This window comes from Proteus sp. CD3, assembly GCF_008808075.1.
GTDB lineage: Bacteria > Pseudomonadota > Gammaproteobacteria > Enterobacterales > Enterobacteriaceae > Proteus > Proteus appendicitidis.
Window position 1 is genome coordinate 629,104 of record NZ_CP019686.1, and the last position, 13,672, is coordinate 642,775.

The 13,672-nt window shown below is 37.9% G+C and carries 9 protein-coding genes; 8 read left to right on the top strand and 1 reads right to left on the bottom strand.

From position 1 onward, the window contains the following. Positions 1-44: 44 nt before the first annotated feature. The 4 genes from dgt to BTA34_RS02780 all read left to right on the top strand — a co-directional run bounded on the left by dgt (position 45) and on the right by BTA34_RS02780 (position 6,086). On the top strand, positions 45-1,553 hold the full coding sequence (dgt, locus tag BTA34_RS02765) for a dGTPase (protein WP_151434404.1): 1,509 nt from the start codon (positions 45-47) through the stop codon (positions 1,551-1,553). A 389-nt stretch (positions 1,554-1,942) separates the two neighbouring features. Beyond that, positions 1,943-3,268: a 23S rRNA (uracil(1939)-C(5))-methyltransferase RlmD gene (gene rlmD, locus BTA34_RS02770; protein WP_151434405.1), complete on the top strand. Its 1,326-nt coding sequence runs from the start codon at positions 1,943-1,945 to the stop codon at positions 3,266-3,268. Positions 3,269-3,354: 86 nt separating this feature from the next. Continuing rightward, positions 3,355-5,592: a GTP diphosphokinase gene (gene relA, locus BTA34_RS02775; protein WP_151434406.1), complete on the top strand. Its 2,238-nt coding sequence runs from the start codon at positions 3,355-3,357 to the stop codon at positions 5,590-5,592. 182 nt (positions 5,593-5,774) lie between these two features. Next, positions 5,775-6,086, top strand: coding sequence for a colicin E1 family microcin immunity protein (locus tag BTA34_RS02780; protein WP_265576315.1), 312 nt, complete (start codon positions 5,775-5,777; stop codon positions 6,084-6,086). A 17-nt stretch (positions 6,087-6,103) separates the two neighbouring features. Here BTA34_RS02780 and BTA34_RS02785 read toward each other — a convergent pair whose 3' ends face one another. Beyond that, the gene (locus BTA34_RS02785) at positions 6,104-7,378 is read right to left on the bottom strand and encodes a colicin-like pore-forming protein (RefSeq protein WP_265576164.1); all 1,275 of its coding nucleotides are present in this window, start codon (positions 7,376-7,378) and stop codon (positions 6,104-6,106) included. 244 nt (positions 7,379-7,622) lie between these two features. On the opposite strand from BTA34_RS02785, the gene mazG reads away from it, so the two are divergent. From mazG to BTA34_RS02810, 4 genes are all read left to right on the top strand, one after another. Continuing rightward, on the top strand, positions 7,623-8,420 hold the full coding sequence (gene mazG / locus BTA34_RS02790) for a nucleoside triphosphate pyrophosphohydrolase (RefSeq protein ID WP_151434408.1): 798 nt from the start codon (positions 7,623-7,625) through the stop codon (positions 8,418-8,420). Positions 8,421-8,931: 511 nt separating this feature from the next. Beyond that, complete coding sequence (gene pyrG, locus BTA34_RS02800) at positions 8,932-10,569, top strand: glutamine hydrolyzing CTP synthase (protein WP_151434409.1); 1,638 nt, start codon at positions 8,932-8,934, stop codon at positions 10,567-10,569. A 62-nt stretch (positions 10,570-10,631) separates the two neighbouring features. Next, on the top strand, positions 10,632-11,933 hold the full coding sequence (gene eno, locus BTA34_RS02805; RefSeq protein ID WP_151434410.1) for a phosphopyruvate hydratase: 1,302 nt from the start codon (positions 10,632-10,634) through the stop codon (positions 11,931-11,933). 322 nt (positions 11,934-12,255) lie between these two features. After that, positions 12,256-13,638, top strand: a complete 1,383-nt coding sequence (locus tag BTA34_RS02810; RefSeq protein WP_151434411.1) for an SLC13 family permease — start codon at positions 12,256-12,258, stop codon at positions 13,636-13,638. Positions 13,639-13,672: the final 34 nt, after the last annotated feature.

Below are 13,672 nucleotides of genomic sequence, written 5' to 3' on the forward strand. Positions count from 1 at the left end.
AAGAATAGAGAATTCGTTTCATCGAAACCAGAAAGAGGACAGAAATGATCGATTTTAAGCTGAAGTTAAATTATCAACGCAAATATAACAGCAGTGATATCGATATTAACGATGAAGTACAGGTTTCTCGTCAGTTTGAAAGTGATCGTGGGCGTATTATTAACTCAGCCGCCATTCGTCGTTTACAACAAAAAACACAAGTCTTTCCCCTAGAGCAAAATTCTGCTGTACGTAGCCGTCTTACTCATTCTCTTGAAGTTCAACAAATTGGGCGTTATATCGCTAAGCAAATTATTGGTGAATTAAAAAAACAAAATAAGCTTGAAGAATATGGTTTAAGTGATCGTATTGATAGTTTAGAAAGCTTAATTGAGATGGCGTGTTTAATGCACGATATTGGTAATCCACCGTTTGGTCATTTTGGTGAAGCCGCGATTAAGCATTGGTTTGAAAAAGTATTATCACCAGAGGCGACAGCCGAATTTGACAGTTGTCCTTTTATTCCTATGCAGTATTCAGCTAAAGTGCAATTAAATGAATTGCGACAAACTTTACGCCAAGATTTATGCCAGTTTGAAGGAAATGCTCAAGCTATTCGAATGGCGCACCATCTTCTTAAATTGAATTTAACCTATGCGCAAATTGGCTGTGTATTAAAATATACCCGACCTGCTTATTGGCAAGGTGAAGTCCCCAAAGAATATAGCTATTTAATGAAAAAACCAGGGTATTACTGGTCTGAATTAGCATTTGTAAAAGAAGTACAAGAAAAATTAGATATGGGCGAATTTTGTCGCTTTCCTCTTACTTATATTATGGAAGCTGCCGACGACATCTCATATTGTATTGCGGATTTAGATGATGCGGTAGAAAAGGGAATTTTTGATATCAACCGTCTTGTTCAGCTTTTACGTGATGCATGGCGTGAAAATGGTGATGTAGCCGAAGGTGATTTATTCGATATTACTGTGGGTCGTGCTTATAAAAAAGTCGATCAAAATGAAGCTAAACGCAGTATGCAAGATCAGTTTTTTATGTATTTACGAGTTTATATTACAGGAAAATTAGTTCCTTATACGGCGTACCGTTTTATAAAAAATTTACCACAAGTGTATGAAGGTAGCTTTAATCATGCCTTGCTTGAAGGAAACAGTGCGGAACATCGTTTATTAACGACATTAAAAAGTGTCGCTAAAAAATGGGTATTTAGCCATCCTGAAGTTGAAGAGCTTGAAATGAAAGGATATCGCGTGATCAGTGGATTACTTGATATCTATAAGCCCTTGCTTTTATTATCAACTGAAGATTTTTTAAGATTGCATAAATATAACGAACATCCTAAATATGTTATTGAGACGCGTTTATATCATAAGCTTTCTGTTAAACATAAACTGGCTTATAACGAGATGTTAGAAAAGCTAGATGATATAAATACTGAAAGAGGAAAAATTTTAGAGTTTTATTATCGAACAAGATTAATTCAAGATTATATCAGTGGAATGACTGATCATTATGCTTATGAAGAATATAGAAAATTAATGGTTTGTGATTAATTTGTAATCATTAAGAAAAGCGCTATCTAATTGATTGGTGATAAAATTTAGACTTTTCTTAGTGATAATAAAGATTTATTAAAATAACAGAAAATAGATGTTATTAATTGTAAATATATTCAATATAAAAGTTATATATAATATTTGTTAGTTATAGAACAATATAAAATCCATAAAGTGAGAGTCTTAGGTTGTTATCATTAAAAGTTTTCTCAATTTAACAAAAATATTGCTTATATCAGTTAAGTAAATAACTTGTTCGATGTTATACTCTCTCCATGTTTTCTTCTGAAATGCATAGTCATTCATGTAACGCTGAAAAACATACAGCGTATCCTAAAGCGATGTCATTTCACTGTTAATCCGTCATTGATACTTAATTTAATACTATGGTGCAGTTTTATTCCCCTAAAAAACGTCCTGTGAAAAAACAGGTAACAACTCTGGAAGTGACCGCCAGTGCATTGGATGCAAATGGTCAAGGTATTGCTCACGCTGAGGGCAAAACGATTTTTGTAAAAGGACTACTCCCACAAGAAACTGCTCGTATTCGTTTAACAGAAGAAAAGCGCCAGTTTGCTAAAGGCGAAGTTATTAAGCGTTTGACTACCAGTGAACAGCGTATAGCGCCTCATTGTGAATATTATGAGCGTTGTGGTGGGTGTCAGCAGCAGCATGTGCCCATTGCGCTACAGCGCACAACCAAAGCTGGTGTGCTATCGCACCTTATTAAGCGTGAAACGGGGGTGATTATTTCAGCCGAGCCTGTGATTGCGGGGGCTGAATATGGTTATCGTCGTAGAGCAAGATTGGGATTACGTTATCAACCTGAAAAAGGGTTGTTGATGGGGTTTCGTCAAGAGCGCTCTAATGATTTGGTCATGATAAAAAAATGTCCAGTATTAAAGCCACAGCTCAATGATTTATTGTCTCCGCTTTGGACATGCCTTAAAAATTTAATATCAGTACGTGATTTAGGGCATGTTGAAATGGTGCTCGCTGATAATGGACCACTGGTTATTTTACGCCATTTATCGCCATTGCCTGAGAGTGATAAACAGAGTTTGCGTGATTTCTCTCAAATTCATCAAGTTACGATGTATCTTGCAGGTGATAATAGCGAGATAGCACGATTAACTTCAATTGAGAAGGAACCCTTCTATCAAATAGAAGGTCTTAATTTACGTTTTGCACCCACTGATTTTATTCAAGTGAATGATGAAATAAATCCTAAGATGGTTGCTCAAGCCATTAAGTGGCTTGATTTATCGCCAGAAGATCGCGTATTAGATCTGTTTTGCGGTATGGGAAATTTTACCTTACCTATCGCAAAACGCGTGAGTGAAGTGGTGGGTATAGAAGGTGTACCCGCACTGGTTGAAATGGCGAAACAGAATGCAGAACTGAACCAATTAGGTAATGCGCATTTTTGGCATGCAGATTTATCGGCTGATTTTTCTGCGATGTCGTGGGCGAAAGAAGGGTTTAACAAAGTGTTGTTAGATCCTGCAAGGGCAGGAGCTTTGGAGGTAATGTCACATATTGTGAAGTTATCCGCAGAAAAAATCGTGTATGTCTCCTGTAATCCGACCACGTTAGCCAGAGATAGTAAGATATTATTAGATTCTGGATATCAGCTAACCAGTTTAAAAATGTTGGATATGTTTCCACAAACGGGTCATCTGGAATCAATGGCACTGTTTAGTCGAAAATAAGTTTAGTCGAAAATAAATTTGGTCGAAAATAAACAGTTAGCCAGTAATAAGTCGCAAATAAGATTTATACCGTGTAGGGAGAGAATATGGTTGCAGTAAGAAGTGCTCACTTAACACCTGCAGGAGAGTTTGCTGTTGATAAATGGGTCAACAGCTTGAACTTAACCCATGTCAATGCGGGTAGTGAAATCATGCAAACCTGGGAATACTGCCATCGTACTGTTCAAGGGCGTGAAGATGCCGAACTGCTATTGTGGCGTGGTGTTGAAATGGTGGAGCTTCTTTCGACATTAAGCATGGACAAAGACAGCATGAGGGCAGCGCTTCTTTTCCCACTTGCTGAAGAAAATCTTATTGATCAGGAAATCGTCACTGAACATTTTGGTGATGCGATTTGGAGCTTAGTACGTGGTGTAATGGAAATGGATGCCATACGCCAGTTAAAAGCAACACATACCAATGAAACAAGCTCTGTTCAGGTGGATAATGTTCGCCGAATGTTGTTATCTATGGTGGAAGATTTCCGTTGTGTGGTCATCAAACTTTCAGAGCGTATTGCCCATTTACGCGAAGTGAAAGATGCCACAGAAGATGAGCGCGTACTGGCTGCAAAAGAGTGTTTTAATATTTATGCACCATTAGCCAACCGATTGGGTATTGGTCAATTAAAATGGGAATTAGAAGATTTCTGCTTCCGTTATCTTCATCCTGATGAATACAAAAAAATAGCCAGCTTACTTCATGAGCGTCGTATCGACCGTGAACAGTATATTGATAATTTTGTCAGTACAGTGCGCAGTTATATGAAAGAAGAGAATGTTAATGTAGATATCTATGGGCGTCCCAAACATATCTATAGTATCTGGCGCAAAATGAAGAAAAAAAATCTCGCATTTGATGAGTTATTTGATGTGAGAGCGGTACGTATTGTTGTTGAGCGTCTTCAAGACTGTTATGCCGCATTAGGGATTGTGCATACTCATTTCCGTCATTTACCTGATGAATTCGATGATTACGTCGCAAACCCAAAACCCAATGGTTATCAATCTATTCATACCGTTGTGTTAGGACCTGAAGGTAAAACGGTTGAAATTCAAATACGTACTCGCCAAATGCATGAAGATGCAGAATTGGGTGTGGCTGCGCACTGGAAATATAAAGAAGGTGCAACAGGCGCTGCGACGAAAGGCGGTACAGGCAGTTATGAAAACCGTATTGCATGGTTACGTAAACTGATTGCATGGCAAGAAGAGATGGCGGATTCTGGCGAAATGCTGGATGAAGTTCGTAGCCAAGTCTTTGATGATAGGGTTTACGTCTTTACGCCAAAAGGTGATGTTGTTGATTTACCGGCAGGTTCAACACCGCTTGATTTTGCTTATCATATCCATAGTGATGTGGGGCACCGTTGTATTGGGGCAAAAATTGGTGGGCGTATTGTGCCATTTAGCTATCAATTACAGATGGGCGACCAAATTGAAGTTATTACACAAAAACATCCAAATCCAAGTCGCGATTGGTTAAATCCTAACTTAGGTTATGTCACGACAAGCCGTGGACGTGCGAAAATTCATAATTGGTTCCGTAAGCAAGATCGCGATAAAAATATTCTTGCGGGGCGTCAGATCTTAGATAACGAATTGGCGCATATGGATATCAACATGAAAGAAGCAGAAAAACTGCTGATCGCACGTTATAACGTTCATAGTGTTGATGAAGTATTAGCTGGTATTGGTGTCGGTGATATTCGAATCAACCAATTAGTAAACTTTATTCAAAGCAAATTGAATAAAGCCACTGCAGAAGATGAAGATAAAGAGGCACTGCGCACGCTCGAAAACAAAACGCCAGCACCAAGAACCACTGGGTCAGGCGGAAGCATTGTTGTCGAAGGTGTGGGTAACTTAATGCACCATATTGCGCGTTGTTGCCAGCCTATTCCGGGTGACAATATTGTCGGCTTTATTACTAAAGGTCGTGGTATTTCGATTCACCGTGCTGACTGTGAGCAACTGGCTGAATTACTTTCTCATGCACCAGAGCGTATTGTTGACGCGGTATGGGGAGAAAATTACTCCAGCGGTTATTCATTGGTAGTACGTGTTGTAGCGAATGATCGTAGTGGGTTATTACGCGATATCACGACAATTTTAGCCAATGAAAAAGTAAACGTACTTGGTGTGAGTAGCCGTAGCGATGTGAAGCAACAAATTGCGACAATCGATATGAATATTGAGATTTATAATCTCCAAGTATTAGGTCGTATTTTGGCAAAACTTAATCAGTTGCCAGATGTGATAGAGGCGAAACGCTTTTCTCACTAAATTATTAAAATGATAAGATGCCGAGACAACTATTCTCGGCATTTTTTTATCTAAAAATCAGAAAATCTGTATATTTAGTTAGTAATTTAATTGCTAGGGTTTATTTAAAATAAATATGGTTTTAAATAAAAGGGATCTAACGGATAACGATGAAGATAACTAAAAAATACTATATTAATAATATGTGTTGGGGATGGTTTATTGGCTTGTGTTTTTTATATCTTTGTTGGAATGATGAGTTTAGATATAAAACTATTTATTTAATTATTAATGTTTATGGAACTATATTTTTCCCTGTATCTAAATGGGCCGTTGAGAGTTTCTTTCTTAAATTTACGACAAGAGAATTTTGGAATCGGGGATTGTTTATGGATACACCAGGAAAAATGGGAGGGTTAGCGATATATCATGGTGTCATTTTTTTATTTACGATCCCAATTACAATTATTTATATTATAGTTGTGTTAATAAGGGGCCACTTATTAAATAAGTAACCACTTATTTAATAGAATCAAATTCCAATTAATTTATTGGCGCTTTCTACTAAATCATCATTTATTAATGCACTAACACCAGCCATGATTAATCCATAGCCTAATATCCCTATGGGGCCACCTAGAAGTACACTAAAAGTAAATCCAGCTACAGATGTAGCCGCCATTCCTACCATAATTGTTTCTGTTTTGACAAAAAAAGGACGCCAATTATCGGTTTGGATTGCTTTATATAATTCAGTAACCCAATCTGCAAAGTTAATGGCGTAAGTAGTGTAGGCCATACCTTTACTAAAATGTTTAAGGTTTTTGGCAATATCATCGATTTTGATCGATTCCAATGCAGTTGCAATAGCTTTACGATCTTTGGCATTAATTCTTCTATTGATATCCGCTTTGTATTTTTCGTAAGCTTTTAGCGCATCATCAACGTTACGGATGGTTTTTCCTCTGGCTTGTTGTGCTAAAGACTCCGCTAATTTTCTTGCTTTATCACCATAAGCATTAAACACTTCTTTATAAAAATCAGCAGTAAACTTTATTGAATCATGCAACTGCTTAAAATCATCGTTTGTTTGTTCTTTTTTATTTGCTTGTTGAGCTAAAATATCAGCAATTTGGAAATTACGACGTGTAAACGTCATATTCTTGTGGAAATTTTGGCATGCAGATTTAAAATCTTGTTCTCTGATATATTTTTGCATCTCAGGGAAATTATTTATATTGTCTGCACCTTTATCTGCATATAAGGCATGTAAAGCTAATCTAACTGAGGGTAACCAGCGGGAATATTCCCCAAATTTTTCACCTATATTTTGTAACATAGGGTCTGGATGAGGACTAAAATGAATATCAAAAAGAAAACCATTTATATAGTTCATTTTTTGGTAAAACATTCTACTTAGATTCAGGTCTGCTTCAAATATACGACCTATATTTTCATTATTTAATGGAATGTTATTTTCTTCCATATTTAATAATAGCAATGGAGAACTTTCATTAAACTCGTTTGATCTATGCATTAAAGCACGGCCATAGGGTCGCATTCTTAATGCTTTTTTTAATGCTAATTCAGTTTTCTGTTTTAAGTAAGATTTACATTCATTTTTAAACTCAGGGCAATTTTTCTTTCCGCAAACAGGGCATTCTTGTTTTTTATCCTGTATAAAATTATTACAAATAATATTTGTAGCTTGATTAAAAGAAAAACCATTATTAAAAGCATACTCAGGAATATAAGCACTATGTGGCGTTACAGTTAATGAACTAAATTGAATTATATTTTCACTCATTTTATTAATCCTTTAACAAAAATGACGTATTTATATGGTGTTGAAACGTGGATTTATAGTGAGGAGTATATTTGTAAATAACAAATTTATAGTTCAATTTAAAATGTCATTATTCTTTCAAAAAAGTTCTTTTTAAGATCTTGAGCTTGAAATGATAAGATGCCGAGACAACTGTTCTCGGCATTTTTTTATCTAAAAATATGTTAAACAGGATAAAGCTAACTCTTATTTAAAAGGCAATGTGATGTCAGAAAATCGTGAAATCTTTCGTTTATTAGAAATTATGGCACAGCTACGCGATCCTAATACTGGATGTGAATGGGATAAAGTGCAGACTTTTGATACCATTGCACCTTATACATTAGAAGAAACCTATGAAGTATTAGATGCCATTACGCGCAAAGATTTTGCTGATTTAAAAGAGGAATTAGGCGATTTGCTTTATCAAGTCGTTTTTTATTCACGAATGGCACAAGAGCAAAATCTATTTGATTTTAATGATGTCTGCGAAGCCATTAGCAATAAATTAGAACGTCGCCATCCTCATATTTTTGTATCTGAAAGTGACAATAATTTCGCCACCGAAAAGCACCGTTGGGAAAAGCTCAAAGCTCAAGAGCGTGAAGCCAAAGCTCTATTTTCATTGTTAGATGATATCCCTGTGTCATTGCCCGCTTTAATGAAAGCCGAAAAAATCCAAAAACGGTGTGCTTCTGTGGGATTCGATTGGGATGAACTAGAGCCTGTTTTAGGTAAAGTTTATGAAGAAATTGATGAAGTGATGGCTGAAGTGAAAAAAGAGCCTCAAGATGCCTCTCGAATTGAAGATGAGTTAGGTGATTTACTGTTTTCTGTGGTGAATTTATCACGCCATTTAAAACAAAAACCTGAACAAGCACTCAATCGAGCATGCAGAAAATTTGAACAACGCTTTCGTTTTGTTGAAAAAACGCTCTCAGAAGAAGGTATAGGCATAGAAAATGCCTCATTGGAAGAGATGGAGATCTGTTGGCAGAAAGCAAAAGGACAACAGATTGAGTGAATTGTGACACGCAAATTAACGCCAGCGTGACATAAAGTGCGATAAAAATAGTCTATAACATCTCGTTTTTTCAGCGATTTTTATAAAAGATTTTAAAAAGCGAAATTATAAAAGGTAATTTCGTTTTTTTGTTTTTGGGTGATTTAAAATCTTGTAGTTACATTTTATTGCATTAAAAATGTGATTAACCTCAAAAAAATTAAAAGCATGATCATAAGCAAAAGATCTCGCTATAAACCTGCTACACTTAATACCGTGAAAAAAATAAAGCATCTCTTCTTTAAAAGTGATATCTTAGCTGAAAGGATTAAGCTAAAATGCTTGAGAAATATTTTCACGGGTTTAGTTAATTGAATTTTTACTGTTTTTTCGTGTTTAAACGGATAAGTGGCGTGATGAAAAAGAACTTTATACTACTAAGAATGTTTGTAGCGAAAATAAGGTTCGGGTATACTGTGTTCCCGTCCAGTTATATCCATCATCCTAATACACCTAAACTTTCAGGTTCAGCATGAAAACGAATTATATTTTTGTGACCGGCGGGGTCGTATCCTCTCTGGGTAAAGGCATTGCCGCAGCCTCTCTGGCGGCTATACTCGAAGCCCGTGGACTCAATGTCACCATGATGAAGTTGGATCCGTATATCAACGTCGATCCAGGTACTATGAGCCCAATTCAGCACGGGGAAGTCTTCGTCACTGACGATGGTGCTGAAACTGATCTCGACTTAGGGCACTATGAGCGCTTTATTCGCACGAAAATGACTCGTCGTAATAACTTCACGACAGGTCGCGTATACTCTGAAGTATTACGTAAAGAGCGCCGTGGTGACTATCTTGGGGCTACAATTCAAGTTATTCCTCATATCACTAATGAAATCAAAGAACGTATTATCCGTGGCGGTGAAGGCCATGATGTCGTTTTAGTTGAAGTCGGCGGGACAGTTGGTGATATCGAATCTTTACCATTCTTAGAAGCGATTCGCCAAATGGCAGCAGAAGTAGGCCGCGAGCATACATTCTACCTGCATTTAACTTTGGTGCCTTATTTAGCCGCTTCTGGTGAAGTGAAAACCAAACCAACTCAGCATTCAGTAAAAGAATTACTGTCGATCGGTATCCAACCTGATGCGTTGATTTGCCGTTCAGACCGCGTTATTCCTGCAAACGAACGTGCCAAAATTGCACTGTTCTGTAATGTACCAGAGAAAGCGGTTATTTCATTAAAAGACGTCGATTCCATTTATAAAATCCCTGCACTATTGAAATCACAGGGATTAGATGATTATATCTGTAAACGATTCAGCTTAGATTGCCCAGTTGCAAATCTTGCAGAGTGGGAACAAGTTATTTACGAAGAAGCAAATCCTGAAGGCGAAGTGACCATTGGTATGGTGGGTAAATATGTTGAATTACCAGATGCCTATAAATCAGTGATTGAAGCATTAAAACATGGTGGTTTCAAAAGCCGTGTTACTGTAAATATCAAACTAATTGATTCACAAGACGTTGAAACCCGTGGCGTAGAAATGCTTAAAGGGTTAGATGCAATCTTAGTACCGGGTGGTTTTGGTGAACGTGGTGTTGAGGGCAAAATTATGGCTGCTCAATATGCACGCGAAAATAAAATCCCTTACTTGGGCATTTGCTTAGGTATGCAGGTTGCTATGATTGAGTTTGCACGTAATGTCGTTGGTATGGAAGGCGCAAACTCCACTGAATTTGCACCAGATTGTAAATATCCTGTTATTGCATTAATCACCGAATGGCGTGATGAAGACGGTAATGTCGAAATGCGTTCAGAAGACAGTGATTTAGGTGGCACGATGCGCCTTGGTGCTCAGCCTTGCCATTTAAGTGGTGATAGCTTAGTACGTACTCTGTATGGCAAAAACACCATTACAGAGCGCCATCGTCACCGTTATGAAGTAAATAATTTGCTATTAAAACGTATCGAAGATGCGGGTTTACGTATCGCAGGTCGTTCAGTAGATAACAAGCTGGTGGAAATTATTGAAAATCCAAACCATCCTTGGTTTGTTGCTTGTCAGTTCCACCCAGAGTTTACCTCAACGCCGCGTGACGGCCATCCGTTATTTGCAGGCTTTGTGAAAGCAGCCTTTGATAACCAAAAAGGTCTGCTGAAATAGGATATATGAGAAGAGATAGGGTATCTCTTCTCGGAAATTTAACTTGTACAGAGGAAAACCGAATGTCCAAAATCGTTAAAGTACTTGGTCGTGAAATTATTGATTCTCGTGGCAACCCAACAGTTGAAGCAGAAGTTCACTTAGAAGGTGGTTTTGTTGGTATGGCGGCTGCTCCATCAGGCGCATCAACAGGTTCTCGCGAAGCTTTAGAATTACGTGATGGTGATAAATCACGTTTCTTAGGTAAAGGTGTTCTGAAAGCGGTTGCTGCTGTTAATGGTCCAATCGCTAAAGCGATCCTTGGCCAAGATGCAAAAGACCAAGCTAGCATCGATAAAATCATGATCGATTTAGATGGTACTGAAAACAAATCAAACTTTGGTGCAAACGCAATCCTAGCGGTTTCTTTAGCAAACGCAAAAGCAGCTGCTGCTGCGAAAGGTATGCCTTTGTACGAGCACATTTCTGATCTGAACGGTACTCACGGTCAATATTCTATGCCTCTGCCAATGATGAACATCATCAACGGTGGTGAGCACGCAGATAACAACGTTGATATCCAAGAATTCATGATCCAACCAGTTGGCGCGCCTTCTCTGAAAGAAGCAGTGCGTATGGGTTCAGAAATCTTCCATCACTTAGCAAAAGTGCTGAAAGCAAAAGGTATGAACACTGCAGTTGGTGACGAAGGTGGTTATGCACCAAACTTAGAATCTAACGCTGCTGCATTAGCTGCTATCAAAGAAGCAGTTGAGAAAGCGGGTTACGTTTTAGGTAAAGACGTTACTCTGGCTATGGACTGTGCAGCTTCTGAGTTCTACAACAATGAAACAGGTAACTACGAACTGAAAGGCGAAGGCAAAACCTTCACTTCACAAGAGTTCACTCATTACTTAGAAGAACTGACTAAACAATACCCAATCGTTTCTATCGAAGATGGTTTAAACGAATCTGACTGGGATGGTTTCGCATACCAAACTAAAGTTCTTGGTGACAAAATCCAACTGGTTGGTGACGACCTGTTTGTAACTAACACTAAGATCCTGAAAGAAGGTATCGATAAAGGTATCGCTAACTCAATTCTGATCAAATTCAACCAAATCGGTTCACTGACAGAAACTTTAGCAGCAATCAAAATGGCGAAAGATGCAGGCTACACAGCAGTTATCTCTCACCGTTCTGGTGAAACTGAAGATGCAACTATCGCTGACTTAGCAGTGGGTACAGCAGCAGGCCAAATCAAAACAGGTTCTATGAGCCGTTCTGACCGTGTTGCTAAATATAACCAACTGATCCGTATCGAAGAAGCATTAGGTAACAAAGCGCCTTTCAACGGTCTGAAAGAAGTTAAAGGTCAAGCATAATTCTTGCACCTTTGATTAAAAAATCTTATTAATCTGAAAGAGGAGAACCTTGTGTTCTCCTCTTTTTTTTGGTTTTTTTACAGAAAAAACAGAATATTTATTCTTAACGCCTTTTAAAAAGTGTGATGCGTAAGAGAAAATAGTGTTCAATTATTACTCTTTTATTAATAAATTGGTTAATTCTCGTGGATGAGATCCCAAATATGGCTTTTGTGCGTTTTCAATGGCGAGAAATGTTTTTATATTTCACATATAACCTATTTCGTTAACAATTTAAGCTTAGTGAATCCAATGTTCATATCAGCTAATGTGGAGTATTATCATGGACGCATCCAATTTAGCCCCATCGGCGAAGTCTAGCCCGATAAACAAACGAGGGTTAATTATTCTGGCTATCGATGTGGTATTATTACTGCTTTTGCTAGAATTTTTACCTTATGATCCAAAGGCCAATGCAGGTTTAGCATTAATGGTGTTTGTTGGGGTGTTATGGCTGACAGAAGCTATTCACGTTACGATAACAGCATTATTTATTCCTATATTAGCCGTTGTACTCGGGCTAATGAATACCAATGAGTCATTAAAATCATTTGCAAATCCCATTATTTTCTTATTCTTCGGTGGCTTTGCATTAGCGACAGCGCTTCATATTCAAGGGCTAGATCGCTTAATTGCTAACCGCTTGCTGATGATTGCAAAAGGTAAACTTTCAATCGCGGTATTGTTGTTATTTGGTGTAACTGCATTACTTTCAATGTGGATCAGTAACACAGCAACGGCTGCGATGATGCTACCTTTAGTATTAGGTATTTTATCCAACTTAGATATTCGTTCAGAGCGTAATACTTTCGTATTCGTATTATTAGGTGTTGCTTATAGTGCAAGTATCGGTGGCTTAGGTACGTTGGTTGGTAGCCCACCAAATGCGATTGCTGCGGCTCAATTGAACTTAGATTTTATTACGTGGATGAAATACGGTATTCCAATCATGTTAGTGTTACTGCCTATCATGTTTATTGTGATGTACCTGATGCTACGTCCTAATTTAAAACATAAATTTGACCTCAAATTAGAAGTGTTAGAGTGGAATAACAAACGTGTTATCGCCATGACTATCTTCTTAGTTACCGTATTTTGCTGGATCTTCAGCTCTTTCATCAGCAGTGCTCTTGGTGGTGTAAAAGATTTAGATACAGTTATTGCGGTTAGTGCGGCAATTGTTATCGGTGTAACAGGTGTAGCAAGCTGGAGCCAAATCCAAGAGAATACAGAGTGGGGTGTGTTAATGCTGTTCGGTGGTGGTTTAACACTGAGCGCTATTTTACAGTCTTCTGGTGCAAGCCTTGTGATGGCAGATTTCATGAAGGAAACCTTTGGTGCAAGCCACTGGTTCGTGATTATCCTTGCGGTAACAACCTTTATCATCGTATTAACTGAATTTACCAGTAATACTGCGAGTGCCGCGTTATTAGTACCTATCTTTGCAACAGTAGCACAAGCATTAGGTATGCCAGTAATGGCGTTAACGATGATTATCGGTATTGGTGCATCTTGTGCGTTTATGTTGCCTGTTGCAACTCCACCAAATGCGATTGTTTTTGGTTCAGGTTACATTAAACAAAGTGAAATGGTACGTGTCGGTGGTGTGCTGAACTTAGTATGTATCTTAGTTATCGCTCTGTTTGCTTGGTTCTTCTGGCTATAAGTTAGTGTGCTAAATTAAGTACGCTAAATTAATC

Coding starts and splice junctions, on each gene's coding strand:
- dgt (WP_151434404.1), top strand. CDS start 45: ATGATCGATTTTAAGCTGAAGTTAAATTATCAACGCAAATATAACAGC.
- rlmD (WP_151434405.1), top strand. CDS start 1,943: ATGGTGCAGTTTTATTCCCCTAAAAAACGTCCTGTGAAAAAACAGGTA.
- relA (WP_151434406.1), top strand. CDS start 3,355: ATGGTTGCAGTAAGAAGTGCTCACTTAACACCTGCAGGAGAGTTTGCT.
- BTA34_RS02780 (WP_265576315.1), top strand. CDS start 5,775: ATGTGTTGGGGATGGTTTATTGGCTTGTGTTTTTTATATCTTTGTTGG.
- BTA34_RS02785 (WP_265576164.1), bottom strand. CDS start 7,378: ATGAGTGAAAATATAATTCAATTTAGTTCATTAACTGTAACGCCACAT.
- mazG (WP_151434408.1), top strand. CDS start 7,623: ATGTCAGAAAATCGTGAAATCTTTCGTTTATTAGAAATTATGGCACAG.
- pyrG (WP_151434409.1), top strand. CDS start 8,932: ATGAAAACGAATTATATTTTTGTGACCGGCGGGGTCGTATCCTCTCTG.
- eno (WP_151434410.1), top strand. CDS start 10,632: ATGTCCAAAATCGTTAAAGTACTTGGTCGTGAAATTATTGATTCTCGT.
- BTA34_RS02810 (WP_151434411.1), top strand. CDS start 12,256: ATGGACGCATCCAATTTAGCCCCATCGGCGAAGTCTAGCCCGATAAAC.